A 26833-nucleotide genomic window follows, 5' to 3' on the forward strand; every position below is an offset into this window, starting at 1 on the left:
GCCGCACACGATGGACGCCCTCGCGAATCAGTTTTCCAACCAGGTCGCCGAGCAATACGCCCGCCTAACCAACTCCCGTCGGGGATTCGTCCTCTCCATCGACCAGGGGACGACCTCCACGCGCTGCATCATTTTCGACGGTCGCGGGGACATCGTGAGCCGCAGCCAGCTGCCACACGAGCAGATCTTCCCGCATCCGGGCTGGGTGGAGCACGATCCGGAGGAGATCCGGCTCAACATCCGTCGCGTCATGGCCGACGCCGCTGCCTCCGAGGACATCACCCCGGACGAGATCGCGGCCGTCGGCATCACCAATCAGCGTGAAACCACGGTGATCTGGGACCGGGCCACCGGCGAGCCGATCTACAACGCGATCGTCTGGCAGGACACCCGCACCTCCGACCTCGTCGACGCGCTCACCGACGAGGAGCGGGAGCTCATCCAAGAGCGCACCGGCCTGCCGCCGTCGACGTACTTCGCCGCGTCGAAGATCCGCTGGATCCTGGACCTTGTGGACGGCGCCCGCGAGCGTGCGGAGCGCGGCGAATTGGCCTTCGGCACGATCGACACCTGGGTGATCTGGGAGCTGACCCGTTCCTCCCGCTCCCGTTCCGGTCGCCGTTCCGGGGCCAAGGCAGGACGCCAGCGCGCCAAGCACGTCACCGACGTCACGAACGCCTCCCGCACCATGCTGATGGACCTTTCCACCCAGCAGTGGGACGAGGAACTCTGCAAGATCTGGGACATCCCGATGTCCCTGCTGCCGGAGATCGTCGCCTCCAGCGAGGTCATCGGCCGGGTGCGCCGCTCCGGCCCGGTGCAGGGCGTGCCGATTGCTGGCATCCTCGGCGATCAGCAGGCCGCTGCCTTTGGGCAGGCCTGCCTGGAACCGGGGGACGCGAAGTCCACCTATGGCACCGGCAGCTTCCTGCTGCTCAACACCGGTGACGAGCCGCAGCGCAGCAAGCACGGGCTGATCACCACCATCGCCTACCGGCTGGGTAATCAGCCCCCGAAGTACGCGCTGGAGGGTTCCATCGCCGTGACCGGCTCGCTGGTGCAGTGGCTCAGCGACTCCCTGGGATTCTTCAACACCGCCGACGAGATCGAGCCCCTCGCCCGCTCCGTGGCGGATAACGGTGGCTGCTACGTGGTCCCCGCCTTCTCCGGGCTGCTCGCGCCCCGCTGGCGGCCCGAGGCGCGCGGGGTGATCACGGGGCTCACCCGCTACGTGACGAAAGCCCACATCGCGCGCGCCGCCCTGGAGGCCACCGCCTTCCAGACCCGGGAGGTCGTCGAGGCGATGAACGCGGACTCCGGCGTCCCGCTGACCAGCCTGAAGGCCGACGGCGGCATGGTGGAAAACGACCTGCTGATGCAGTTCCAGGCCGACCAGCTGGGCGTGAGCGTCACGATCCCGAAAATCACGGAGACCACCTGCCTGGGTGCGGCCTATGCCGCGGGCCTCGCGGTGGGCTTCTTCCGGGATGAGGAGGAAATCCGGCGCCTGTGGCAGGAGGAGCACACCTTCACCCCACGGGCTTCCGAAGAAGAGCGGGACGAGCTCTACCGCATGTGGAATAAGGCTGTGGAACGCACCTTCGACTGGGCCACGAAAGCGTAGGCTCGTTATATGACTTTTTCGAATGCCCCGCAGAACCGGCCGGGGGAACACGGTTCGCGGCCCGATCCCCGCAGCGCTGTCCGCATCGGGAATAAGGAGCGCGAAGAGGCCATGGACCTGCTCTCGAAGCACCTCGAGGCGGGCCGGCTAGACATCTCAGAGTACGACGAACGCTGCCGCCACATCGCCAACGCCAGGGTGCATGGCGAGCTCTCGGAGGTTTTCCTGGATCTCCCCCGCATCCCACGCGGGGACCAGGCGCAGCCATCGCAGGTGGTTGCGGTGCCGGGTTATGGCAGGCAGGTGTATACCGCCGAGGAGGTCGCCGTGGCCTCCAAGCGGGGGCGCAATATCCGCGGCGGGATCATGGCACTCTCCGTGGTCAGCGCACTCATGCTGACCACCGTCTCGGATTGGTTCATGTGGATCATCCCCGTCATGGCGATCCTGCTGTACATGCTCAAGATTGGCCCGGAATCGTGGTACATGCCGACGAATCGGCAGCTCGAGCGCGAACAGCGCCACGCCGTTCGCCAGCTACGCCAGCAGCGCCGCCTCAACCGCTAAGACTGCCCCCGTGGGTTGATGCTCCCCCGGCGTCCCGCGCCACTACCCCTCGCTGACTCCAGCCCAGTCGCGCCGTCTCTCCGGCGCGGAGCACAGCGCAGGGCTCCACTTAGGGACGGAACTGGTCGATGACCCCGGCGAAGAGCCGGACGCCGATGCCCAGGGCGCGCTCGTCGAAGATGATATTCGGCCGGTGCAGATCCGGCTTCTCCCCCTCGCCGGTCCACGTTCCCAGGCGTGCCATCGAGCCCGGCACGTGCTCCAGGTACCAGGAGAAGTCCTCCCCGCCGCTGGACTGCGGCGCCTCCACCAGGGAGTGCGGATCGACGTTGCGCACGGACTGCGCGAGCAGCGCGGTCGCGACGTCGTCGTTGGTCACCGGCGGCACGCCCTTCGTGTAGTGCAGCTCCGCAGTCGCGCCCGTCGGGGCGACGATCTCGTCCAGCAGCTCGCGGACGATCGCCTCGCTTTCGCGCCACACCCCGACCTCCGCGGTGCGGAAGGACCCAACGAGACGGACCTCCTCAGGGATCGCGTTGAAGGCCTGGCCGCCGTGGATCGAGCCGAAGGCGGCGACGGTGCCGCTACGTGGGTCCACCCGCCGGCTCAGCAGCTGCGGCAGCATCGTGACGACCAGGCCAGCGGCGTTGATGAGATCCGCGGTCAGGTGCGGGCGCGAGGTGTGGCCGCCGGGGCCGCGCAGGACGATCTCCATGACGTCCGTGGCCGAGGTGATCGCACCCACGCGCACACCAATCTGCCCGCAGCGCAGCTTCGGTTCGCAGTGCACCGCGAAGATCTGGTTCACCCCACGCAGGGCGTCGGCCGCGATGACGTCCTTGGCCCCACCGTCCAGAACCTCCTCGGCGGGCTGAAAGATGCCACGCACCCGCACACTCAGGGCGTCCTCGCCGTACTCCTCGACGTAGGCAGCCAGGGCGACCATGAGCCCCAGCAGGATGGTGGTATGCATGTCGTGGCCGCAGGCGTGCATCACGCCGGGCACGGTGGAGCTGAACTCGAGGCCGGTGGTTTCGGTGACCGGGAGGGCGTCGATGTCCCCGCGGAAGGCAATCATCGGTGCGGTGTCGGGCCCGATGTCGACGGTGGCTCCCTTGCAGGTCATCTCCTGCGGTGTAAGGCCGGCGTCGCGGAGGATCCCCATGATGAAGGCGGTGGTGCCGTCCTCCATGTGGGAGAGTTCCGGATTCCGGTGCAGGTGGCGCCGCCACTCGATCAGACGGTCCACGTTCTCGTTCAGCCACAGGGTGACGAACTGAGTGAGTTGGGCCGCCTCAGAGGTGGGTCCGCCGTGTTGCACTGCATGCCTCCCGGCTTAAAGCCAATAATTGTCGATGTCTGCTGATTGTGGCGCTTCAAGACCGAGTTGTCTAGTTACGCCGCATGAAACACCATTCTATATGCCCACCCCTGTGGCGCGTGACTTCGCGGTAGCCTTGGGCCATGTCTAGCCACAATGCGCAATCCTCGCCCGCTGCGTCGAATCCCGGGCAGGCCCCCTACGAGCTCGCGGAGCAGGCTGCCGCGGCGTTGCTGCAGAAGACTGGTTTTTCTGCTTTCGACGCCGCCATCGTCCTGGGTTCCGGTTGGCGACCAGCTGCGGACGTGGTCTGTGAGGCCGCGGAAAGCGACGTCCAGGAGTTCCCGATGTCCGATCTGCCGGGCTTCCTGCCGCCCACCGCAGAGGGCCACGGGGGCACCATTCGGGCGCTGCGCATCGGCGAGCGCAACGTGTTGATCCTGCTGGGTCGCACCCACGCCTACGAGGGCCACGAGCTGTGGCGGTGCGCGCACGCGGTGCGCACGGCTGCCGCTGCGGGGGTGAAGCAGGTCGTGCTGACCAACGCGGCCGGCGGGCTGACTGAGGGCATGTCTGTGGGCGAGCCGGTTCTGATCAGCGATCACATCAATTTCACGGCAAAGACCCCACTGGTGGGCGCGAACTTCGTGAACCTGGTGGATGCCTACTCCCCCGAGCTGCGCGAGAAGGTCAAGGCCCTGCGACCCGGCATCCGTGAGGCCGTGTACGCGATGATGCCAGGGCCGCAGTACGAGACCCCGGCGGAGATCCACATGCTGCGCACCTTCGGGGTGGGCCTGGTGGGTATGTCCACCGTCTACGAGACGATCGCTGCCCGGGAGGCTGGCGTGGACGTGCTCGGTATCTCGCTGGTGACGAACCTGGCGGCGGGGGTGACCGGTGAGGCGCTGAATCACGAGGAGGTGCTGGCCGCCGGCCAGGCCGCGGCTCAGGAGATGGGTTCCCTGCTCGCGAGCGTGATCCTGTCGTGAGCCCCTCCCCGCAGGACATGAACACAGCCCCGCAGGACAATAGTTCCCAGCCGGGCTTGAGTTTCGGCACCGCGGGGCTGCGCGCCCCAGTGGGCGTGGGCCCGGATCGCATGAACGTCGCGACTGTCACCCGGGCGACCGCCGGGGTGGCCGATTGGTTGATCGCCCAACACGCAGACCGGGCCGCAGCCGATATCGCCGTAGCGGTGGCCCACGACGCCCGCTACGGTTCCGAAACCTTCGCGCGAGCCACCGCCGAGGTATTCGCAGCCAAGGGATTCACTGTCACCCTGCTGGGTGGCAACAACCCCACCCCGGTGTTGGCCTGGCTGGTGCGCGACCGTGGCCTGGATGCCGGCGTGCAGATCACCGCCTCACACAACCCGAAGGGCGATAACGGCTACAAGCTGTACCTTTCTGGTGGCTCCCAGCTAGTCTCCCCCGCCGATCGCGAGATCGAGGCAGCCATCGCGGCCCAGCCGGCGGCCGAGGAGGTCGCCCGCTCCCGCAGCGTGCAGCTAGAACTCGGCGCATCCCAGGGCTACGAGTCCGCGATCAGCGCCCCGGTTGTTAGCAGCGAGAACGCGGTGCTCACCGCACGGCGAGCCCTGACCATCGCCTATACCCCGATGCATGGGGTCGGCGGGGACACGCTGGAGTCTGTACTGCAAGCCAATGGCTTCGCGGATATCCATGCGGTGGCAGCGCAGCGCTGGCCGGACCCGGAGTTCCCGAGCGTGGATTTCCCCAACCCGGAGGAGCCCGGCGCGACCGACCTGCTGCTCGCGCTGGGTAAGGAGGTCGGCGCGGACCTGCTGATCGCACTCGACCCGGATGCGGATCGCTGCATGCTTGGCGTGCCCACTGGTGGCGAGCCGGCCTACCGGATGCTCAGTGGCAACGAGGCCGGCCCGCTGCTGGCCCGCCGCGTGCTCTCTGGCGTGGCGGCAGACGCCGCTGCCCCGCCGGTGGTCGCGACGACCTACGTCTCCTCCCAACTGCTGGGTGTGATGGCCCAGGCCAGCGGGTGGGAGTACGTGGAGACGAAGACGGGCTTCAAGCACCTGGCGCGCGCAGCGGAAGGTCGCCCCGGGGAGTTGGCTTTCGCCTACGAGGAGGCCATCGGCACCTGCCCCACCCCCGGCATCGTCGCAGATAAGGACGGCATCGCCACCGCGTTGGTCGCGGCTGCGTGGGCGGCGGAGCTCGCCGCTGCGGGACGGAGCCTGGCGGACGAGCTGGCGGTCATCGAGCAGGAGTTCGGTTGCTTCCGCTCCAGCCAGCTGTCGATCCGCTTGGAGTCCATTGCGCAGGCCACGGACGTCATTAAAAAATTCGCGGCCGCACCGCCGGAAAACCTGGCGGGGGCCGCGATGAGCGCCGAACTGCTGGGCGAGGAGGCCGCGGAGGGCCTGCGCCTGGTGGGCAATGCAGACGGCGTGGCGCTGCGGGTCGTGGCCCGGCCGAGCGGGACGGAGCCGAAGGCGAAGTTCTACCTGGAGGCCGTGGGCGAGGCCACGGACCGCGAGCAGGTGGAGGCGGGGCTAGCGGCTCTCGAGGTCGATATTCCGCGGGCCGTAGAGGCGGTCGCCGGCGTCGCCTAGGCCCGGATCGATGTAAGCGTTCTCGTCGAGCGCCGGGTCGATCGTGGCGGTGACGAGCTTGCGCACCGGCAGGCCGGAGTTCACCAGCTTGTCCACGCCCGGCTGGGCGGAGACCATGCACACGCAGGTGATGTCGTCCGCACCATGCTCGACGAGCAGCTCCACGGCATTGAGCAGGGAGCCACCGGTGGCGAGCATCGGGTCGACCAACATGACGGGCTGCCCGGAGAGGTCATCCGGCAGGGCCTCAAGGTACGGGACTGGCTCGTGGGTCTTCTCGTCGCGGGCCAGGCCGATGAAGCCCACCTGGGCGTCCGGGATCATCGAGAGTGCCGGGTCGATCATTCCGAGGCCGGCGCGGATGATGGGGACGATGATTGGCGGGTTCTTCAGCCGGTGCCCCTCGGCGGTGGAGACGGGGGTTTCCACGTCGAAGGATTCAGTCTCGAGGTCGTTGCTGGCCTCGTAGATCAGCATCGCGCCGAGGTCCGCGAGGGCGTCGCGGAAGACCACGTTGTTGCTGCGGGCGTCGCGCATAATCGTCAGACGGGCGCGCACGAGAGGATGATTGACCACCTTGATGTCCATGACTCCAAATCTACGTTAGGCACGGCGCACGCGAGAAAATTGGCATGGGTGGGAACCAAATGACCGTCCTCGTTGTCTAATACCTCTGAGTTACTTCACGCACCGAGACGATTCAGGGAAGATTCAGGGGGAACAATGGTGCCTTTGACGAACGGTATTGGGGGACACAGTGGCGGTCAGGTGATCGCCGAGCAGGAGCGGATTCAATCAGCGGCGCAGGAGGCGCGGGCAGTGGCGGAGCAGCTGGCTGCGACAGCCCCGCCGCATACGCCACACGTGGAGCTGCCATTCCTGCCGGAGTTGGGGAGCTTCCTGGCCGCACTGCAGCAGGCCCGGGCTCGGCATCACGGGGCCACCGGGGAGTTGGCGAGGTTCTACCAGGGCGCTGCTGGTGCGCTGGATGAGTTCCGGGGCCGCGTGGACGAGCATGAGCAGACAGCCCAGGCTGGCTTTGCTGCCCTCGAGGGAGGTGTTCAGTGATGAGTGCACCGGTATTGGCACCAGCTGGAGGCTCCGTAATCGAAGAAGTGGCCGGCTCCGTTCTTGGGGAGATGGCTGGCTCGGTGCTCGGCGGGGGTGGCTGTGTTCCGGATTTTCTGGGGCTCGTGGAGCCCATCGCGGCCCTCATCCCACAGCCGCTGCAGCCTGGAGTGTCCGCGCTGCTGGGTTCCGGGGTCAGCGGACTAGCCGGGGAGGTCATCCAGACAGTCGGGTCGGCTGTGCTCGGCGAGGCCGGTGGGGCGATGGCCGCCAAGTTCGCGCAAGGTTCGGATGCGGTGGACCTCATTGAGGAAGTCCGCCAGGGGCTGGACGCGGTCGCCGGGCGCGGGCAGCAGGCCATCCTGGCGGCGATCGAGGATGTCGGGGCAATCGCGATGGAAGCTCTGGCGGAGATCGGTGGCGCGGTGAATCCGGTGCAGCTGCTCGGCCCGACCGCACCAGTGGCGCTGGCGGAGGCGCAGGCCATCGCTTGCAAGCACCTGGGCCGGGCGGAGGCCCGCGTGCAGGCGCTAGGCCAGGAGTTGCTGGGGCTGGCGGAGGAGGCGACGGCCACCGTGGTGCCGGCGGAGGCGATCCCGGAAGCACCCGCGCCGTCCGAAGGGGCGAGCGGACAGCCTCCCGCAGCGGCGAACCCGGGTGGGGCCACGGGATCCGGGTCGGCTCCCGGTGGGGCGGCTGCGAATTCCGGTGACGCCGCGGATTCCGGCGATGCTGTGGCGGGTGCCCCGACCGAGGCGGCTGCCAAGGCCGTGGCCGCGGCGAAGACGCAGCTGGGCACCCCGTACGTGTGGGGTGGCACCACACCAGGCCAGGGCTTCGACTGCTCCGGCTTCGTCCAGTGGGCCTACGGACAGGCCGGGGTGGAGCTTCCCCGCCTGGCCGATCAGCAGGCGGTGGGCCCGCAGATCCCGATGGACCAGGTGCAGCCCGGGGATCTAGCGGTGTGGGATGGTCACGTGGCGATGGTCATCGAAGACGGCCAGCTGATCGAAGCGGGCGACCCGGTGGGTATCAGCCCGATCCGCACAGAGAACATCGGCATGGGTTTCCACGGTTTCTACCGCCCCACCGGCTAGCCGGGGTTAGTCTGTGGGCACTGAAAAGGTTCACCGAGCCAGTTCGCACTGGACCGGTTTATCAAAGGGGGATTTCACAACATGGGTGGGGCTCATTCTTCCCGGAGCGTTCCGGGCTTGGCGCGGATCGTCACGCAGCCCGAGGAGCAGGAATATCTTCAAGCGCAGTTCCTCGGCGCTCCCCCTGCGGTGGTGCCGAAGGTGCTCGACGCCCGGCTTCGCAATGTCGAGGCTATGAGTTCGGATCCGGCCGGGTAGAATCCGCAATCATGGCAGCTTCCAAACCGACAACGTTTAAACCAAACCAGCTCGTCACGCTGAAGATGGAGACCACCAGCGGCACCTGGTACACCGTCTGGGCCCCACTGTGGGTCGTCAGGGGCGAAAAGTGGCAGGCATTCCTGGGTAAGGACGACACGATCTCCGTGTTCTCCTCCCCCGCCGAACTCCACGCCCACGTTGTCGGCAGCAACGATCACGTGCTCGCCGAACACCCGAAGTGGCAGGAGTTCAAGGCGGACGCCGACACCCAGATGTCGGCGCAGAAGATCCAAGAGATCTCCCTGATCGAGACCCCGAACCAGCTGGCCGGCCGGGCAAGCTACGAGAACGTCCGGGACGTCAGCCGCGCATACCGCCTGCTGCAGTCCATCGGCGGTGTCGCTGGCATCGAATCGATCAACAAGTGGTTCGGCTCCTACTCCATGCTGCAGAACATCTACCGCGGCGCGGACCACTACTCCGGCCAGAACGGCGTCGAAGAATGGACCGCAATGGGCCGCATCGTGCTCGGCGCGTGGGCGGAGATGCTCGACGACCTCGAGGACGGCCTCACCGAGGTCAAGGTGGACGAGACGGCCGTCGCGGAGTCCCAGAAGCGCATCGACGCAGTAGACAAGGCTGCGGCCGATGCCAGCGCCGCCGCCGCGAAGAAGCGGGAGGACGCCGCCGCGGAGAAGGCCGCTGCTGGCAGCACCGCCGACGAGAACGCCGACCCGTACGACAAGACGGTATGGGCGCAGGCCGGCATTGACCCGATCCGCATCTCCCTGAACGGCCAGCGGGTCTACACCCTGCGCTGCTACGTGGGTGGCAAGCCGGTGTTCCTGGGCCGCCACGGCCAGATCAACACTTTCCCCAACCCTCGCTCCCTGGTGCGCTGGCTCATCGACGCCCCGCAGCACGACCTCGAGGAGATGGAGACCTGGGGCGACATCGTCCAGGCCGCGAATGCCGGCGAGTTGGAGGTCACGGTTCACGACCTGAACCAGTACACCTTCACCGGACTGCGCGAGGACATCGCCAAGTCCGTGGACGCGGTGGATCCGAAGCAGCTAAGCCGCGCTTATGAGCTGCTGGCCGACGCCGCCGACTGGGCGGGCGACGACGCCGTGAACAAGGTTCTGGTCGGCTTCCCGCGCCTGCAGACCTACATCGCCTACGTCACGGGCTCGCCGTCGGGCACCACCCCGACCGCACCCTTCGACGAGGAGGTGCGCGGCTGGAAGCAGCTGGAGGATGACCTCATCAAGCGCTTCAGCAAGTTCTAGCGTGAGCCGCTAGCTGCCTAAGGAAGCTGAAAAGGGCGCCTCCCGAAAGGATGATCTTTCGGGAGGCGCCCTTTGATGTTCTTCTAGGCCCGTAGCCCAGGCATTGTGCTGAGCCCCGCCCCGCGCCAGCAGCACCAGCCGTGCGTACCGGGTCAGGGCTCAGTGAGCCCCAGGGAATCCGCTAGTCCTGCGAGGCGTCTCCGCCACTGGCCTGGTCGCCGGGCGCTCCGGGCTGGTTGCCGTCGGCTGGGGCGCCCTGCTCATTGGAGGACGGATTCTGCGCCGGACCACCGTACTGCTGGCCCGGGCCCTGCTGCGGCTGACCGCCGTACTGCTGAGGCTGACCATAGCCCTGTGGCTGGCCCTGCCAGTTCCCCTGCTGTGGCTGGCCACCGTACTGCTGCGGCTGGGCCTGCCAATTGCCCTGCTGTGGCTGGCCACCGTACTGCTGACCCTGCCAGTTCCCCTGCTGCTGCACAGGCTGCTGGGCAGCATTGGCCTGCTTGCTAGAGCGGTTCGCCACATCACCAAGGAACTTATTGCGCTGCGCGTCGATCTCTGCTGGCTTCTTCACGATCAGCCACACGCCCACTGCGATGGTGAGGAGGCTGATGAGAACGCTGAGGTAGAAACCAAAGCCCTTCCCCTGCTCGCTCAAGTTCACCATGTCCAGGAAGTCCTCCGCATCGGAGCTGATCAGCTCCCGCAGCTGCGAAGAGAAGATGATCGCATAAAGCACTCCCAGTCCACCCGAGGCAGCGGCCAAGATACCCGCTATCTTGAACTTGAGGTTCCGGAAGACCAACACCGCCGCGGCCACCACGAGGGCCAGGACGATGGCCTCCACGAGGAACGCCTGCCAGAGAAATTCGCGTTCGGTGTGCTTGCCCTCGAACGGAATCTCTGCGGCGACCTTTAGGGAGCCGAAGCCGTTGATCTTCACGTCCCCACCTGCCGTGATCCCCATGAAGGAAGCCGTGGCGCTCATCCGGTACCACGCGAGCAGCCCCGCGATCAGCTGAAGCACGGCGAGCACCCCGAGGATGCCGCCCATCAGGCGCGGGAGGGTCTTGCTCTGCAGGCTCGTTGCCGCTGCGAAGGCACGCTGCCCCACGGCGGCGCTGATCTTCTCCCCGGTTCCGGGGCCAGAATTACCTGGCTGCTGGGCCTGCCAGTTGCCCTGTTGTGGCTGACCCTGCCACGCTCCCTGCTGTGGCTGAGCACCGTACTGCTGGCCTTGCCAGTTGCTCTGCTGAGGTTGGACGTAGCCCTGCTGGGGCTGTGCTTGCCAATTGCCCTGGGGTGGTGTCTGCCAGTTCTGTGGTGCCTGCTGGCCCTGCCAATTCCCCTGCTGCGCCTGCTGGGGCTGGCCATAACCCTGCTGGGGCTGGCCCCGCCAGTTCTGCGGCGGCTGCTGTGGCTGCGCGGTACCGCCCTGGGATGCGGGCTGCCCGCCCTCCTCAGGCGTGTTGCTCTGCTGCCCGTTCGACTCCGGGTTCGTCATAGTGAATCCTCAACTCGATGAAAAAATATGGGACTTAGCTCATATTTTTTAATTCTCGGCTACACCTTAAAGCCCCGGTCGAGCGCATTCAATCGCCCCCCTTAAGAATCGGCCCAGCCCCCACTCTGGGATCCCCCCGCAGCCAGCCCCCGCGGCTAGCTGCGCAGCTCGTGGCTCAGCGCGTCCAGCTCCCCGCCGCCGGACATCTCCACCGTGAGCTCCTCCAGCGTCACGTCCGCCAGGTCAGCGTTCATCACCTGCTCGCCCATGTTCAGCATCATGAAGCGATCCCCCACCAGGTAGGCGTGGTGCGGGTTGTGGGTGATGAAGATGACTGCCACCCCGGATTCCCGGGCCCTCTTCACGAAGCGCAGCACCATGCCGGATTGCTTCACACCCAGCGCCGCGGTGGGCTCGTCCAGGATCAGCACGCGCGCGCCGAAGTAGATCGCCCGTGCAATCGCCACGACTTGCCGCTGGCCACCGGACAGCGTGCTGATCGGCACCTCCACATCCGGGAGGTTCACGCCCATCTTCTCCAGCTGCTCGGCGGTAATCTTGCGCATCTCGTCGGCCTTCAGCCGCCCCAGCGCGCCGGTGATCTCCTGGCCCAGGAAGAAGTTCCGCCACACGGACATCTGCCCCACCACCGCGAGATCCTGATACACGGTGGCGATCCCCCGGTCGAGGGCGTCCTTCGGGTTGCGCAGCCTCGCTGGCTCCCCGTCGATCAGCATCTCGCCGCCGGTGGGCTGGTGCAGCCCAGAAAGCGCCTTAATCAGCGTGGACTTGCCAGCGCCGTTATCTCCCAGCACGCAGGTCACGGTGCCGGGGCGGATCTCCATGTCGATACCCTTGAGAACCAGCCGCTCGCCATAGGCCTTTTCCAGGCCGCGCATCTCGATGATCGGCGGGGTGGCACCGTCCTCGGCGCCGGCGGCGTCCTTATCAGCAGCGCCGTCAACAACGGCGCCCTTATCGGCGACGACGTCGCCTGCCGCGCCCGTCCCGGTCGACGTCACCGTCGCCGCGTCCTTCCGCTTGTTTCCGCGAGTCACTTGGCACCTCCCTGCACCCGAGAGAAGGAATTATTGGTCAGCACGGCCAGCAGCAGCATCGCGCCCAGGAAGAACTTGAACCAGTCCGGGTTCCAACCGGCATACACGATGCCCTGGTTGGTCATGCCGAAAATCAGCGCACCAATGGCCGTGCCGATCGCCGTGCCGCGGCCACCCGTCAGCGAGCAGCCACCGATCACGGCGGCGATGATGTACAGGAACTCGTTACCCACGCCCTGCCCGGCCTGGATCGAGTCGAAGGCGAAGAGGTTGTGCATCCCCACGAACCACGCCGAGAAGGCCACGAACATGAACAGGGTGATCTTCACGCGCCGCACGGGAACACCCACGGCGCGGGCGGCGTCGGCGTCCCCACCGACGGCGAAAATCCAGTTACCGAAGCGGGTCTTGAACAGCAACCAGCTGGCCAGTGCCACGAACAGTAGCCACCACACCACGGTGATCTGCACGTCCACACCGAAGACCTCGAAGCTGGAGGCGAAGAACGCCTTGGCGGAATTGTAGCCCTCCATGTCGGAGATCGTTGGGGTGGCGACCTGCCCGGTGACCAGCTTCGTCACGGCGAGGTTGATGCCCTGCAGCATGAGGAACATCGCCAGGGTGATCAGGAAGGAGTGAATGCCGGTCTTGGTGACCAGGTAGCCGTTGATCGCGCCGATGGACAGCGAAATGATCAGGGAAAGGAACACGCCCGTCCACGAGTTCAGCCACAGGTTGTAGTTCAGCATCGTGGCGGCGAGCGCGGCGGTGGTCACGGCCACGCCGGAGGAAAGGTCGAATTCGTCGCCGATCATCAGCAGCCCCACGCCGAGCGCGATGATGCCCAGCGTGGAGCTGGAGTACAGCACGGTGGCGAAGGCGTCCGCGCTGCGGAAGGCCGGGGCGAGGATCATGAACAGCGCGAAGATGAGGATCGCGCCGACCAGGGAGGTCAGCTCGGGGCGCTTGAAAGCCGCGAGGACGGCGTTCTCGCCGCCCTTGTCTGCGTTCTGTTCCGCTGCGCCGTCGGCTGCGGTGTCCGCGGTGGCTTCTGTGTCCGGGGACGACGTCAGGTTCGGCGCCGCCTGGGCATTCTTCTCCGCCGTTGCCGGGCCGGTGGCGTGCTCGGGTGTGGGGTCAGACATTTAGCGCAGCCCCTCCTTCGCGGCGTCTTCGATCTTGTCCACGTTGCTGGCGTCCACGAAGGCCGGGCCGGTGAACACGGGCTGGCCACCACCTGGAATTGCACCGTTGCGCTTGGCGAGCCAGAGCGCGTCGACCGCAAGGTAGCCCTGCAGGTAGGGCTGCTGGTCCACGGCCCACTGCACCGTGCCGTCCTTGATGGCGGTGACGAGCTCGGCGTCGGTGTCGAAGGTGACGATCTTGGCATCGGAGCCAGCGGCGCGGGCGGAGTTGACGGAGGCCAGGGCCACTGGGGCGACGAGGTTGAGAACCCAGTCAATGTTTCGGTCCTGGGCGAGCTTGGCCTGGACCGTGGAGGTCACGCTGGTCATATCCATGCCGTTGACGTAGAGGGTCTCCAGCGTGCCGCCTCCCTTGGCCTGGAGGGCCTTCTTAGCGCCACCGCAGCGGGCCTCCTGGGAGGGATTGCCCTGCTCGTGGATCACGCAGAGCACCTTCTTCGCGCCGTCCTGGGCCAGCCGCTCACCCGCGGCTTCACCCGCGACGTGCTCGTCCTGGCCGAAGAAGGCGGACACCCCGTAGCGCTCGTAGTGGCCCATGCCGGAGTTCAGCCCGACGGTGGGGATCCCCTGTTCGGTGGCGCGGCGGGCGATGGGACCCAGCGCCTCGGCGGTGGGCATGGTCAGCGCGATGCCGTCGACCTGGGAGTCGATGGCGTTGCGCACGAGGTTGGCCTGGTCGGGCGCCTGCGGGGAGCTGGCGTAGCGCAGCTCGATGTTGTTCTTCTTCGCGGCGTCCTCCGCGCCGCGGCGGACCAGGTCCCAGAAGGTATCGCCGGGCGCGCCGTGGCTGATCATCGCGACGGTGTAGCGGGGCGTATCGACGCCACCGGCCGCGCCGCCCTCGCCGTTCGCGTTCTCGCGCGGGCGACCGCCGGTGGCGGAGCAGGCCGCAACCGTGCCCATCGACAGCGCCATGAGCACCGCGAGGGCTCGCTTGAACGCGGTGTTGATTCGGGGATTATTTTTCTGCACGATTCCCGATTTTTCGCAGGTCAGAGGCCTAAGTCAAACCGCGAGCGGGCCTTCTGAATCCTTCAAGACGCGCTGTACTGCATCGATACCGCGCCGATACGCCCCGCCCCGCGGCACCACGCGCGTGGGCGCAGGCGGCGGGGTGTCGTGGTTACTCCTTCTCCGCGGAGCCCTCGTCCGTGGAGCCCTCGTCGCTACCGGGCTCGTCGTCGAGGCTCAGGCCGAGCTGCTCCAGCTCCGCCTTGAGGTTCTCCATGGACAGCTCCAGGTTGGCGTCCTCCCCAAGCGCCCCGGCCGCGCCGTTGGGGCTGTGCAGGCCCTGCAGGCCCGCGGAGATGCCCTGGCCTGGCCCGCCGATGTGCTCGTGGTCGTGGCCGCCGTGATCGTGCTCGTGACCGGCAGCCGCGCCGCCAACGGTGCTTAAGCCCAGCTCCTCCCCCAGCTTCGCGTAGGCCGGGTAGATCACGGTCTGCTCCAGCTCGGCGCGCAGCGGGGCATCGCAGAAGGCGTGGTCCAGCGCGTTGGTGGTCAGCTCCAGCATCTGCCAGTACTCCAGGTCGAAGACCTCCGCGAGGCGCTCGAACTCCTGGGTCATCGTCGTGCCGGAGACCAGGCGGTTATCGGTGTGTACGGTGCACACGAAACCCAGCTCGTAGAGCAGGTTGAAGGGGTGATCGGCGATTTCTTCGGCAACACCGGTCTGGGTGTTGGAGGTCGGGCAGATCTCCAGCGGGATGCCCCGGTCGCGCACGTGGCGGGCTACCGGCCCCAGCTCGATGCCGGAGAGGGTGGCGTTCAAGTCCTCGTAGATGCGCACGCCGTGGCCGAGGCGGAGGGTGCCCTGAACCAGGGCGTCCTTGATGGACTCCACGCCCGCGGCCTCGCCGGCGTGGATGGTGAAGGGAACGAGGTTCTCGCGCAGCAGCTGGAAAGCCTCGGCGTGGTTGGCGGCCGGGAAGCCGTCCTCTGCGCCTGCAATGTCGAAGCCGACCACGTAGCCCTCGCCCGGGCTGGAGATCGGGTAGTTATCCACGGTCAGCTGCGCGATCTCGGTGGCGCGGTCGGCATGACGCATGGCGCACAGGATCAGGCGGGCGTGGATGCGCTTGTCCTTCGCGGCGGCGGCGCGCTCGCCCTCCTTCGCGCCCTGCACGGTGGCCTCCACGACCTCCTGCAGGCTCAGCCCGTTGGCCTGGTGCTGTTCGGGGGCGTAGCGCAGCTCGGCGTAGACCACGTTGTCCGCGGCCAAGTCCTCGACGGCCTCGCGGGTCACCCGAACCAGCGCCTCCTTCGTCTGCATGACGGCGGTGGTGTGGTCGAAGGTGGTCAGGTACGTCGGCAGGTCGCCCGAGTTCGCAGCGTCGTAGAACCACTTCTCCAGCTCCTCGGGGTCCGTGGTGGGCAGCTCGTAGCCGATCTCGGCGGCCAGCTCCACGATCGTGGCTGGCCGGAGGCCGCCGTCCAGGTGGTCGTGGAGTTCGACCTTGGGCAGGGATGCAATGACGTCCGAATCAATCATGGGGCACAGCTTACTCGGCAGCTGTGCCCCATGGTGGTGGGCGGGAGGTCTAACCACCCCGCCATGTGAAGCTCGGTGAGGAAACCGGCGGCTTATTTGAAGATCGAGCGGATGGCCCCACCCAGGACCACACCCACGGCGGCTCCGACACCCACCAGCCCGGCGCGGCCGGCGTCGGTGGAGCCGGTGCGAACCTCCTGGCGTACGCGGATCACTGCGGCCGGTGGCACCGGTGGGGTCATCATGGCCAGGGACTCCGGCGTGGTGGCTGCCCATGCGGAGCAGTACAGGGTGATGCGCCAGATGAAGTAGAACAGCACCATCACACCGATGATCGGGCCGAACGCCGCGCCCGCTGGGTTGCTCAGCGCGTTGGAGAAGAACATCGTGGCGAACTGCTTGAAGATCTCGAACGCGACTGCACCGATGATGGCTGCCTTGAAGGCGGACTTGCGCGGCACCTTCGCGCGCGGCAGGTAGACCATCAGCCAGAAGAACACCAGCAGGTTGGCCAGCAGCGCGACGACCAGGGCCACGAGGAAGGTAATGAATCGGATGCCCGGGACCTCGTCCAGCCCCACCAGGCCAAGCAGCTTGACCGTCAGTCCCGAGTTACCGATGGTGGTGACGGCGAAGGCCACGACCAGGGCCAGGATCAGCCCCAACAGGCCCAGCAGGTCGGAGAGCTTGCCCTTGATGAAATTCTCCGGGCTGTTATCGACCTTCCACATCTCGGAAGCACCGATGCGCAGGTGATTCATCCAGCTCAGGCCGGACCACAGGGCCAGCAGAAGACCGATGGAGAACACGGACTTACGCTGATCGATTGCTCCCTCGACGATGGTGCCCAGGGTGTCACCCATCTCGCCGCTGCCCATGGACGTCACCTGGTCCATGACCTTGTCCAACAGTTCCTGGTTATTCGCCAGGATGATCGCGACCGTCGCCAGCACGAGCATGGTCAGCGGGAAGATAGACAGGACGGAGAAGTAGGTAATCCCCGCGGCGAACTGGTTGCCACCCTGCTCGCCGTAGCGCTCGTTCATCCGCATGATGTGGTCGAACCACGGCCACTTGTCGCGGAGCTTGACCAGCGCCCCTTCGTCGTCTTTGCGGCTGCGCTCCACGCCGTAGGCGTCGAGCTTGTCATAGTCGGGCGTCGTTGATGTTTTCGCCATCAGCGCGTCCATCCTTCCTTGGGCAGGCTTTCGGGGCTTCGGGTTGTCGATCCGGGGTCGGATCTTTTCGTGGCACGCGCCGGACCGCAGTTGGCCGACCTGGGCACGTACCTCATTATGTCGTTTTAAGATTCGCGGTGTGCCGGTTTAGGGCTTTGGCAGGAAACCGACGCGGTCGTAGACCTGCTCCACCGTCTTCGCAGCGATCTCGCGGGCACGCTCCGCGCCCTTGGCCAGGACGCGCTCCAGTTCGGCGCGGTCGTCCATGTACTCGTTGTACTTCTCGCGCAGCGGCGAGCAGAAGGCCTCGAGCACCTCGGCGGTGTCCTTCTTCAGGTCACCGTAGCCGGAGCCCGCTTCCTGATACTGGGCGACGAGCTCGTCGATGCTCTTGTCACCGAGGGCAGACTGGATGACCAGGAGGTTCGACACGCCCGGCTTGTTCTCGACGTCGTAGCGGATCTCATTGTCGTTATCCGTCACCGCGCTGCGGATGCGCTTGGCGGAGACCTTCGGGTCGTCCAGCAGGTTCACCAGGCCACGCGGGTTGTCGGTGGACTTGCTCATCTTGGCGGTCGGATTCTGCAGGTCGTAAATCTTCGCCGCGCCCTGCGGGATCATGCCCTCCGGCACCACGAAGGTCTTCTTATAGCGGGAGTTGAAGCGCTCCGCGAGGTTGCGGGTCAGCTCCAGGTGCTGGCGCTGGTCCTCGCCCACTGGCACGAGGTGCGGGCGGTAGAGCAGGATGTCCGCGGCCATGAGCATTGGGTAGGCGTAGAGCCCGGAGGTGGTGTTCTCGTTGCCCTGCTTGCTGGCCTTGTCCTTGAACTGGGTCATGCGGCGAGCCTCGCCGTCACCGGTGATGCACATCAGCACCCACGCGAGCTGGCTGTGCTCTGGGACGTGCGACTGCACGAAAAGGGTGGAGCGCTCCGGGTCGATGCCGAGCGCGAGCAGCTGCGCGGCACCGGCGAGGGTGCGGTTGCGCAGGTCCTTCGGGCTATATCCCGGCACGGTGATGGCGTGCTGATCCGGGATGAAGTAGAAGGCGTCGTAGTCATCCTGCAGGGTAATGAACTGCTTGACCGCGCCGAGGTAATTGCCCAGGTGATAGGAGTCGCTGGTGGGCTGGAGTCCGGAGACGACGCGCTGCTTCTTCGCGCCGTTATCGCTGTGCTGTGGGTTTTCGCTGCTTGTCATGTCTTCTAATGCTACTCACCGGGTTTCGGCTGCGTGTCGCCGTCCCCCTGTCCGTGGCATTCGCAGCCACATTCTTTGTCGACGTCCGTCTCGGTCGCCGCTTGTCCCCCGGCGCGTGGGCCCTCTCCCGTGGCGGTTGCCCCCGGGTCTTCGCCGTGGTGGCGGTGCCGCAGCCCGGCGATACCCTCGGTGATGCGCAGCTGGCGGGGGCCTGCGGGGCGCAGCTCCCGGGCCTTGTTCAGCAGGCGGTTGGACAGGCTGTGCTCCCGGTCGCGGGTGAACTCGCGCTCTTGGTACTCGAAGACGGGCAGTGACCAGTGGAAGAAGATGGCGCACAGCCGCAGGCCGAAGGTGAACGCGAGGACGATGATCGCGTTGACGTTGTCGTTCACCCCGGCGGCGTTGAGCGCCAGGTAGAGGATGGATCCGGAGACCGCGACGGAGGCGTAGAGGTCGCCCTGGAAGACCAGGGGGACGCGGTTACTCATGATGTCGCGGAGCACGCCGCCAAACACGCCGGTGAGCACCGCCGCGACGATCGCGATGAGCGCCCCGTGCCCGGCGCCCAGGGCGATCTGGGTGCCGAGCACCGTGAACACAGAGAGCCCCACGGCGTCGAGGATGAGGAAGACCCAGTGGAAGTAAGTCATCATCACGGGGATGGCCACGGTGATGAACGCGGCGACGAGCACGAAGACCAGGTAGATCGGGTTTTCTACCCACACCAGCGGGTAGTTCCCCAGCAGCACGTCGCGGACAGAGCCGCCGCCGATGGCGGTCACGCACGCGATGATGGCCACGCCGAAGAGGTCCATGCGCTCGCGGCCGGCGGCCAGGGCGCCGGTCGCGCCTTCGGCGGTGATGCCGATGACGAAGAGGACGATCAGGAACATGCCGTCTCCCGGTGGGTTTAGCGGAACTCGAGGATCACGGGGCTGTGGTCGGACCAGCGCTGGTCGTAGGTGGGCGCCTTGTCCACCCGGGCAGCGGCGGCGTGCTCCAGCAGTCCACCGGTGACGGCGTGCAGGTCGATACGCCAGCCCGCGTTCGTGTCGAAGGCCTTGCCGCGGTAGCTCCACCAGGAGTACGGGCCGTCCTCCTCGGGGTGGAGGTGGCGCACGGCGTCGTGCCAGCCTGGCTGGGTGGCGGCGCCTGCCGCGATGCGGGCCTGCGCGAGCTCGCCGGGCTGGTAGTCCACGGCACCGAAGAAGTCCTCGGCCGCCCCGGCGGGGTTACCGACCCGGCCGGAGTCCTCCGCATCGCCCACCTGGGTTGCACCGTCCGGGTAGGTGCCGAGCACGTGGTCAAGGAAGGCGCGCTCGGCGGGCAGGAAGCCGGACTTGTTGCGGTTGGGCTTCCAGTTCTTCAGGTCCGCGCGGCGGTGGCAGATATTCCAGTCACCGCCGATGAGCATCTGCTGCCCGCCGGCCTCGGCGGCCGCGGCACGCTGGTGCATGAAGGGCGCGAAGGCATCCAGGAAGCGGAACTTCTCGTCCTGCTTCTCGGTGCCGCTGGCACCACTGGGCAGGTAGAGGGAGGCCACGGTGATCGGCTGGGTTGTGCCCCCGACCTCGGCGTCCACGGTGGCCTCGATGTAGCGGCCAGAGTCGTCGAACTCGCGGGCGGCCTCCACCGCGCCCGGGTGTTCCGGGTTGGCCTCGTGGCCGAAGCCGATCTGCACGTCCCGCAGTGGAAGGCGCGACAGGATCGCCACCCCGGCCCGCCCCTTGGCCGCGGCTGGCGCCTGGGCGAGATGCCAGCCGTCCTCCAGGGCGGGGGCGATGGCCTTGGCGGTCTGCGCCTCGTCGGCGCGGACCTCCTGCATCAGCACCACATCAGCCGGGTGGGCGGCCAACCACGGGAGGATGCCCTGGTTGTTCTCGTGGCGCACCTTCGCGGCCGCCCTGATTCCGTTGACGTTAACCGTAGCGACAGTAAAACCCATGCCCACCAATATAGGCCGTGGCCCGGACATACCAGCAGCCGCGTAAGCCGCGGGCTAGGCGGTGGCGAGCTGGCGACGTCGTAGCAGGAAGGCCAGCAGCCAGACCACCGCACCGGTGGCAGCCAGGGCCGCACCCGCGAGAGCTGGGGCGGCATAGCCGAAGCCAGCGCCAATGACCGCGCCACCGATCGCAGCACCAGCGGCGTTGGCCATGTTCAGCGCGGAGTGGTTGAGGGCCGCGGCGAGGTTCTGGGCGTCCCGGGCGACGTCCATCAGCCGGGTCTGCAGGCTCGGGACCAGGCAGGAGCCCAGGAATCCGATGAGGCCGAAGTTGGCGATGCCTGCGATGGCGTTGGTGGAGGTGAAGTAGAACGCGCCCAGCACCACGATGAGGCAGATGAGGCTGCCGGCGATGGTGTACTCCAGGTTCCGGTCAGCCAGCACGCCGCCGAACCAGGTTCCGAAAACCATGCCGATGCCGTAGACCATCAAGGGAATCCAGATGAGGGTTTCGCTGAAGCCTGCACGCTCGGTCAGCGTCCAGGAGATATAGGTATAGACCGCAAACATGCCGCCGAAGCCGACCGTGCCGATCGCCAGGGTGAGCAGTACCTGGGGGTTGATCAGAGCGCCGAGCTCGGTGATCGGGTTGCTCTTCGGCATGAGGGTCATGTGCGGCAGCGAGATATACAGCGCCACGAAGGTCACCAGGCCGATCACTGCGACGAGCAGGAAGGCGAAGTTCCATCCGAAGTGGGTGCCCAGCCACTGCGCGGCGGGCACACCTGCGACGGTGGCCACCGAGAGTCCCAGCCCGGAGAAGGCCACCGCCTTGCCGCGCTGCCCCGGCGGGGCCATCGAGGCGGCGATGAGCGCGGTGACGGAAAAGTAGGCACCGTGTGGCAGGCCGGCGATGAAGCGGCTGATCAGCAGCATGTTATAGCTGCTGGCCAGCACGGTCAGCCCGTTACCGATCGTGAAGGCGATCATGAGCACCAGTGCCAGGCGACGGCGCGGCACGGTGCTGGTCAGCGTGGTGATGAGCGGGGCACCCACCACCACGCCGAGGGCGTAGGCGGAGATGACGTGCCCGGCCGTGGCCTCCGAGATCTGGAAATCCTCGGCGATGAGGTTCAGCAGCCCCATCGCCACGAACTCGGTGGTACCGATGCCGAAGCCACCGAGCGCGATGGCCAGCATGGTGATGATTCTCCTGCGGCTGCCCATGGTGGTTTGTGTTGGCACGGGGCGGCGATTCGGCATGGTTGGCACGGGGCACGCTTCCTGAAATTCTTTGGCTGGGCCGGATGAATACGAAGTAACGAAAAAGAATCAATATTTTTAATAACTTTTTTCGCCTTTCGCAAGCGAAGTTGCGACAGTACCCGTATGATTCACGATTTTTCTACTTCACGTAAGCTGGGTAGCACGATAAAAATCGAGTGACTTTTAACGGTTCACCGAAAACGATGTGAAAGCAGGGAGATACCGCCTTATGGCCAAGATCATTTACACCCGTACCGACGAGGCCCCACTTCTGGCCACGTATTCGCTGAAGCCGATCGTGGAAGCTTTTGCATCGACTTGCGGCGTGGACGTGGAAACGCGTGACATCTCGCTGGCAGGTCGTATCCTGGCCGCTTTCAACGATAAGCTCCCGAAGGAGCAGCAGGTCAACGACGCTCTCAAGGAGCTCGGCGAGCTGACCCAGTCCCCTGAGGCCAATATCCTCAAGCTGCCGAACATCTCCGCATCCGTCCCGCAGATGCGCGCAGCCATCGGCGAGCTGCAGAAGGCCGGCTACGACCTGCCGGACTTCCCTCTCGAGGTCAACACCGAGGAGGAGAAGGACGCCTACGCCCGGTACAGCTCCGTCATGGGCTCCGCCGTGAACCCGGTGCTGCGCGAGGGTAACTCCGACCGCCGCGCGCCGAAGGCCGTGAAGAACTACGTGCGCACCCACCCGCATACCATGGGTGAGTGGACCGCCGAGTCCAAGACCAACGTGGCGACCATGGAGGCCAACGACTTCCGCCACAACGAGCAGTCCGTCATCATGCCGGAAGAGGATGACCTGCGCATCCAGCTGGTGAAGGCCAACGGCGAGACCACTGTGCTGCGCGACTCCCTGCCGGTACAGAAGAACGAGATCGTGGACTCCACCGTCCTGCGCGCGGCAGCGCTCGACGAGTTCCTGCGCGCCCAGGTCGCCCGCGCGAAGGCTGAGGGCGTGCTGTTCTCCGTGCACCTGAAGGCAACGATGATGAAGGTCTCCGACCCGGTCATCTTCGGCCACGCAGTGCGCGCCTACTTCTCCGACGTCTACGAGCAGTACGGCGAGGAGCTGCTGGCCGCCGGCCTCGACGGTGAGGACGGCCTGGCTGCCATCCTCGACGGCCTGTCCGAGCTGGACAACGGCGAGGAGATCCGCACCGCATTCGACAAGGGCCTGGAAGACGGCCCGGATCTGGCGATGGTCAACTCCCACCGCGGCATCACCAACCTGCACGTCCCGTCCGACGTCATCGTCGACGCCTCCATGCCGGCCATGATCCGTGACTCCGGCAAGATGTGGAACAAGGACGACGCCCGTCAGGACACCCTGGCCGTGCTGCCGGACTCCTCCTACGCAGGCGTCTACCAGGTCGTCATCGACGACTGCCGCAAGAACGGCGCATTCGACCCGACCACGATGGGCACCGTCCCGAACGTCGGCCTGATGGCGCAGAAGGCTGAGGAGTACGGCTCCCACGACAAGACCTTCAAGATCGAGGCGGACGGCAAGGTCCAGGTCCTCAACAAGGCCGGCGACGTGCTCATGGAGCACGAGGTCTCCGAGGGCGACCTGTGGCGCGCCTGCCAGGCCAAGGACATCCCGGTTCAGGATTGGGTGAAGCTGGCCGTCGAGCGCGCCCGCAAGACCGGCGACCCGGCCGTCTTCTGGCTGGACCCGGAGCGCGCCCACGACCGCAACATGGCAACCCAGGTCGAGAAGTACCTGAAGGACCACGACACCGAGGGCCTGGATATCCGCATCCTCTCCCCGGTCGAGGCCTGCCAGCTCTCCGTGGACCGCATCCGCGAGGGCAAGAACACCATCTCCGTCACCGGTAACGTGCTGCGTGACTACCTGACCGACCTGTTCCCGATCCTGGAGCTGGGCACCTCCGCGAAGATGCTCTCCATCGTTCCGCTGATCGCGGGTGGCGGCCTCTTCGAGACCGGTGCTGGCGGTTCCGCGCCGAAGCACGTCGAGCAGCTGACCGAGGAGAACCACCTGCGTTGGGACTCCCTGGGCGAGTTCCTGGCGCTGGCTGAGTCCCTGCGCAAGCTGGCGGACACCGACAACAACCCACGCACCCCGGTGCTGGGCGACGCGCTGGACGTTGCTACCGAGCGGATCCTGGAGGAGGGCAAGTCCCCTCAGCGCGAGGTCAAGACCCTCGACAACCGCGGTTCCCACTTCTACCTGGCGATGTTCTGGGCTCGTGCGCTTGCCGATCAGAAGGACGACGCCGACCTGGCCAAGCTCTTCGCCCCGGTCGCCGACTCGCTGGAGGCTGCCGAGGACGAGGTCATCAAGGAGCTCAACGACATCCAGGGCAAGTCCGTGGAGCTGGGTGGCCACTACCACCTGGACGAGGAGAAGGCGAACGCTGTGATGCGTCCGGTCGCTGCATTCAACAAGATCATCGACGATCTCGCTGCAGCGGATAACTCCCTGGAGGGCTAGTACACCTCCCCTGCTGGGCCTGCATCAGGCCCGCCCCCAGGGGGTCAGCGGAGGTATATAGCCGACTGGGCCTCGCGCGCTAGAGATAGCGCCGCTAGGCCCAGTTTTTCTTTTCCGCCAGCCGGGAGCTCCCCCTGCCCCGGCCCGGTCGCCGTTCAGCGGGCGGCCCCGCTGCTCATGTCTCAGTTCAGCAGACGGCCCAGCTGCTCATGGTGGTGCCCGGGAAGCACCCCGGCGTCGAAAACCTTGCGGGCGGCTTCCTTATCGCCCAGCTTGGCGGCGAAGGCCTCCCCCATCGTGACACCATGCTCCGGCACCGGTCCGAAGCGAATCTCGTCCAGCGGGCGGATGCGCCCGGCGGTAATCACGCGGAAGTAGGCGCCGCAGTCGCCATGCTGTGCGAAGCGCTTGACCCAGCCCTTCTCATCGAGCCAGGCGGCGAAGGTCGCGCACGGGGTGCGCGGCACGCTTACCTCGAGCTCAGCGCTACCCATGGACACGCGCTGGCCGATGTAGACCTCCGACCACTTCACCCCAGCGGTGGTGATGTTCTCCCCGAAGCTGCCGTAGACGAGCTCACGGCCGAGCTCCCCTTCCCAGAAGTCCAGCTCCTCGCGGGCGAAGGCGTAGACGGCCTTATCTGCCCCACCGTGGTGCTTATCGTCGCCGATCGTATCCCCAACGACGCCGCTGCCGTCGCCGTAGTTCGGGCCCGGCGCGAGCACGTCGATGTGCGACTGCGGCAGCTTTTCGATGCCGGTGTGCTCGTAGGTTCCGGCGGGGTTGGGTTGTGGGCGACCAACTGCCACCTGGAGCACGCTCGGCTCTGCGTCAATCAGGAATGCAGCGTCTGTATTCGCCATGGTGCAGGTCCTTTCTGGCGCCTTGTGGGCCCGATTTTTTGCTCGTTGCGCTGGGATTCTTTCTTTATCCCGTGCACCACCCCACCCTAGTGACTCAACTGCGTTTGCAGGTGCGACCCGCAATTTTTCCGCCAAAAGTGTTGAAGCCCAGACCTCCTACCTCCCATCCGATGCGGTGCAAAACAGCGCTTCGTGCGCTGCTGCCACCCACCGCATGAACCCATACCGAGCGGTACTTAAAAACCGCCAATACGACCCCAGGACCACCGAGCAACAGCCCCCAAAAGACCCAAAAGTAGACTAAGTGGTATAAATTTTTAAACGCTCTTGACCTGCACCGTTAACGCATAAAGACCCCGAAAATAGACAGAGCGGTTTACTTTTTTCAGCGGGGACTATAAAGTGAGTCACCACACAGCGATCGAGCGGCACAATCCACCCGGATCGCCACGATTCACAACACAGACTCAAACACACGAAAGAGACAGGAAAACCATGCCAAAGTACGACAACTCCAACGCAGCAGAGTGGGGCTTTGCCACCCAGCAGATCCACGCCGGCCAGACCCTGGACCCGACCGGTTCCCGTAACCTGCCGATCCACATGACCACCAGCTACGTCTTCGACAACGCCGAGCACGCCAAGCAGCGCTTCGCGCTCGAGGATCCGGGCCCGATCTACTCCCGCCTGACCAACCCAACGGTCGAGGTCCTCGAGAACCGCCTCGCCACCCTCGAGGGTGGTGTCCACGCCGTCGCCTTCGCTTCCGGCATGGCTGCCATCACCGCCGCGCTGATCAACGTCGCGAACTCCGGTGACCACATCGTCGCCTCCCCACGCCTCTACGGCGGCACCGAGACCCTCCTTCTCGTCACCCTGCCGCGCCTGGGCATCACCACCACCTTCGTCGAGAACCCGGATGACCCGCAGTCCTGGCAGGACGCCGTTCAGGACAACACCGTCGCCTTCTTCGGCGAGACCTTCGCCAACCCGCAGGCGGACGTCCTGGACATCCCGGAGATCAGCAAGGTTGCCCACGAGAACAAGGTCCCGCTGATCATCGACAACACGCTGGCTACCGCAGCACTGGTCAAGCCGCTGGAGCTCGGCGCCGACGTTTCCGTCTCCTCCCTGACGAAGTTCTACACCGGCAACGGCTCCGCCATCGGCGGCATCCTCGTCGACGGCGGCAAGTTCGACTGGACCCAGGAGCGCAACGGCAAGCCGGTCTTCCCGAGCTTCGTCACCCCGGACCCGGCCTACCACGGCCTGAAGTACGCCGACCTCGGCGAGCCAGCCTTCGGCCTGAAGGCTCGTGCGGGTCTGCTGCGCGACACCGGCGCCACCCTCTCCGCGTTCAACGCCTGGCTGGCCGTCCAGGGTCTCGACACCCTGAACCTGCGCGTCAAGCAGCACAACGAGAACGCCAAGCAGGTCGCCGAGTTCCTGGACAAGCACCCGAAGGTCGCCAGCGTCGCCTACGCCGGCCTGGAGTCCAGCCCGTGGAACAAGGTCAAGGAGAAGCTGGGCCTGGAGTACACTGGCTCCGTTCTGGCCTTCGACCTGGCCACCGGCGACGCCGACCCGCGCGAGGCCGCCTGGAAGTTCATCGACTCCCTGAAGCTGCACTCCGACCTCGCTAACGTCGGTGACGTACGCTCCTTGGTCGTCCACCCGGCCACCACCACGCACTCGCAGTCCACCGAGGAGAACCTGCGCAACGCGGGCATCTCCCAGGCAACGGTTCGCCTGTCCGTCGGTATCGAGGACGTCCGCGACATCATCGCCGACCTCGAGCAGGGCTTCGAGCAGATTTAACTCACGAGGTTTTCT

The 26833-nt window shown here is 66.2% G+C and carries 23 protein-coding genes; 10 read left to right on the plus strand and 13 right to left on the minus strand.

Annotated elements, in window-relative coordinates; all coding sequences use genetic code 11:
• Positions 1-10: 10 nt before the first annotated feature.
• Positions 11-1624, plus strand: coding sequence for a glycerol kinase GlpK (glpK, locus tag QP140_RS03080; protein ID WP_284758066.1), 1614 nt, complete (start codon positions 11-13; stop codon positions 1622-1624).
• 9 nt (positions 1625-1633) lie between these two features.
• Complete coding sequence (locus QP140_RS03085; RefSeq protein ID WP_284758068.1) at positions 1634-2191, plus strand: DUF1707 SHOCT-like domain-containing protein; 558 nt, start codon at positions 1634-1636, stop codon at positions 2189-2191.
• Positions 2192-2300: 109 nt separating this feature from the next.
• Here the strand turns inward: QP140_RS03085 and QP140_RS03090 are convergent, their stop codons facing one another.
• Positions 2301-3512, minus strand: coding sequence for an amidohydrolase (locus tag QP140_RS03090; protein ID WP_070759557.1), 1212 nt, complete (start codon positions 3510-3512; stop codon positions 2301-2303).
• Between the two features lie 143 nt (positions 3513-3655).
• Here QP140_RS03090 and QP140_RS03095 point away from each other — a divergent pair, with 143 nt between their 5' ends.
• Both QP140_RS03095 and QP140_RS03100 read left to right on the plus strand, forming a co-directional pair.
• Complete coding sequence (locus tag QP140_RS03095; protein WP_284758070.1) at positions 3656-4504, plus strand: purine-nucleoside phosphorylase; 849 nt, start codon at positions 3656-3658, stop codon at positions 4502-4504.
• Positions 4501-6108, plus strand: coding sequence for a phospho-sugar mutase (locus tag QP140_RS03100; protein WP_284758072.1), 1608 nt, complete (start codon positions 4501-4503; stop codon positions 6106-6108). Before QP140_RS03095 ends, QP140_RS03100 begins: the two co-directional genes overlap by 4 nt.
• On the opposite strand, the gene upp is transcribed toward QP140_RS03100, so the two are convergent.
• Entirely contained in the window at positions 6049-6696 is a 648-nt protein-coding gene (gene upp / locus QP140_RS03105) for a uracil phosphoribosyltransferase (protein WP_012359692.1), read from the minus strand. The two genes, QP140_RS03100 and upp, sit on opposite strands and share 60 nt — an antisense overlap.
• Positions 6697-6831: 135 nt before the next feature.
• On the opposite strand from upp, the gene QP140_RS03110 reads away from it, so the two are divergent.
• From QP140_RS03110 to QP140_RS03125, 4 genes are all read left to right on the plus strand, one after another.
• Positions 6832-7176, plus strand: coding sequence for a hypothetical protein (locus tag QP140_RS03110; protein WP_284758075.1), 345 nt, complete (start codon positions 6832-6834; stop codon positions 7174-7176).
• Positions 7176-8273 (plus strand): C40 family peptidase, encoded by a 1098-nt coding sequence (locus tag QP140_RS03115; protein ID WP_284758077.1) that lies wholly within the window; start codon positions 7176-7178, stop codon positions 8271-8273. Before QP140_RS03110 ends, QP140_RS03115 begins: the two co-directional genes overlap by 1 nt.
• 81 nt (positions 8274-8354) lie before the next feature.
• A complete protein-coding gene (locus QP140_RS03120; protein WP_187441111.1) occupies positions 8355-8531 on the plus strand; it encodes a hypothetical protein in 177 nt (58 codons plus the stop codon).
• Between the two features lie 11 nt (positions 8532-8542).
• Positions 8543-9823, plus strand: coding sequence for a hypothetical protein (locus QP140_RS03125; protein ID WP_284758079.1), 1281 nt, complete (start codon positions 8543-8545; stop codon positions 9821-9823).
• A gap of 181 nt (positions 9824-10004) precedes the next feature.
• On the opposite strand, the gene QP140_RS03130 is transcribed toward QP140_RS03125, so the two are convergent.
• The 10 genes from QP140_RS03130 to QP140_RS03175 all read right to left on the minus strand — a co-directional run bounded on the left by QP140_RS03130 (position 10005) and on the right by QP140_RS03175 (position 21667).
• Positions 10005-11327, minus strand: coding sequence for a hypothetical protein (locus tag QP140_RS03130; protein ID WP_284758080.1), 1323 nt, complete (start codon positions 11325-11327; stop codon positions 10005-10007).
• A 155-nt stretch (positions 11328-11482) separates the two neighbouring features.
• Positions 11483-12226, minus strand: coding sequence for an ATP-binding cassette domain-containing protein (locus tag QP140_RS03135; protein ID WP_284758156.1), 744 nt, complete (start codon positions 12224-12226; stop codon positions 11483-11485).
• A 155-nt stretch (positions 12227-12381) separates the two neighbouring features.
• Complete coding sequence (locus QP140_RS03140) at positions 12382-13530, minus strand: ABC transporter permease (RefSeq protein ID WP_284758081.1); 1149 nt, start codon at positions 13528-13530, stop codon at positions 12382-12384.
• Complete coding sequence (locus QP140_RS03145) at positions 13531-14505, minus strand: substrate-binding domain-containing protein (protein WP_284758158.1); 975 nt, start codon at positions 14503-14505, stop codon at positions 13531-13533.
• Positions 14506-14713: 208 nt separating this feature from the next.
• Positions 14714-16081: an adenosine deaminase gene (locus QP140_RS03150; RefSeq protein WP_284758083.1), complete on the minus strand. Its 1368-nt coding sequence runs from the start codon at positions 16079-16081 to the stop codon at positions 14714-14716.
• A gap of 92 nt (positions 16082-16173) precedes the next feature.
• On the minus strand, positions 16174-17259 hold the full coding sequence (gene yhjD, locus QP140_RS03155; protein ID WP_284758085.1) for an inner membrane protein YhjD: 1086 nt from the start codon (positions 17257-17259) through the stop codon (positions 16174-16176).
• Positions 17260-17406: 147 nt separating this feature from the next.
• Positions 17407-18459, minus strand: coding sequence for a tryptophan--tRNA ligase (trpS, locus tag QP140_RS03160; RefSeq protein WP_148813228.1), 1053 nt, complete (start codon positions 18457-18459; stop codon positions 17407-17409).
• Positions 18460-18470: 11 nt separating this feature from the next.
• Positions 18471-19352, minus strand: a complete 882-nt coding sequence (locus QP140_RS03165; RefSeq protein WP_284758088.1) for a trimeric intracellular cation channel family protein — start codon at positions 19350-19352, stop codon at positions 18471-18473.
• A 17-nt stretch (positions 19353-19369) separates the two neighbouring features.
• On the minus strand, positions 19370-20404 hold the full coding sequence (locus QP140_RS03170; protein ID WP_148813224.1) for an exodeoxyribonuclease III: 1035 nt from the start codon (positions 20402-20404) through the stop codon (positions 19370-19372).
• Positions 20405-20458: 54 nt separating this feature from the next.
• Positions 20459-21667, minus strand: coding sequence for an MFS transporter (locus tag QP140_RS03175; protein WP_336620620.1), 1209 nt, complete (start codon positions 21665-21667; stop codon positions 20459-20461).
• 232 nt (positions 21668-21899) lie between these two features.
• Between QP140_RS03175 and QP140_RS03180 the strand changes: the two genes are divergently transcribed.
• Positions 21900-24137, plus strand: coding sequence for an NADP-dependent isocitrate dehydrogenase (locus QP140_RS03180; RefSeq protein ID WP_284758091.1), 2238 nt, complete (start codon positions 21900-21902; stop codon positions 24135-24137).
• A gap of 182 nt (positions 24138-24319) precedes the next feature.
• On the opposite strand, the gene QP140_RS03185 is transcribed toward QP140_RS03180, so the two are convergent.
• Entirely contained in the window at positions 24320-25000 is a 681-nt protein-coding gene (locus QP140_RS03185) for an MOSC domain-containing protein (RefSeq protein WP_070758384.1), read from the minus strand.
• A gap of 495 nt (positions 25001-25495) precedes the next feature.
• On the opposite strand from QP140_RS03185, the gene QP140_RS03190 reads away from it, so the two are divergent.
• The gene (locus QP140_RS03190) at positions 25496-26818 is read left to right on the plus strand and encodes an O-acetylhomoserine/O-acetylserine sulfhydrylase (RefSeq protein ID WP_070761523.1); all 1323 of its coding nucleotides are present in this window, start codon (positions 25496-25498) and stop codon (positions 26816-26818) included.
• Positions 26819-26833: the final 15 nt, after the last annotated feature.

This window comes from Corynebacterium sp. UMB9976 (assembly GCF_030212265.1).
In the GTDB taxonomy this organism is placed as follows: Bacteria; Actinomycetota; Actinomycetes; order Mycobacteriales; family Mycobacteriaceae; genus Corynebacterium.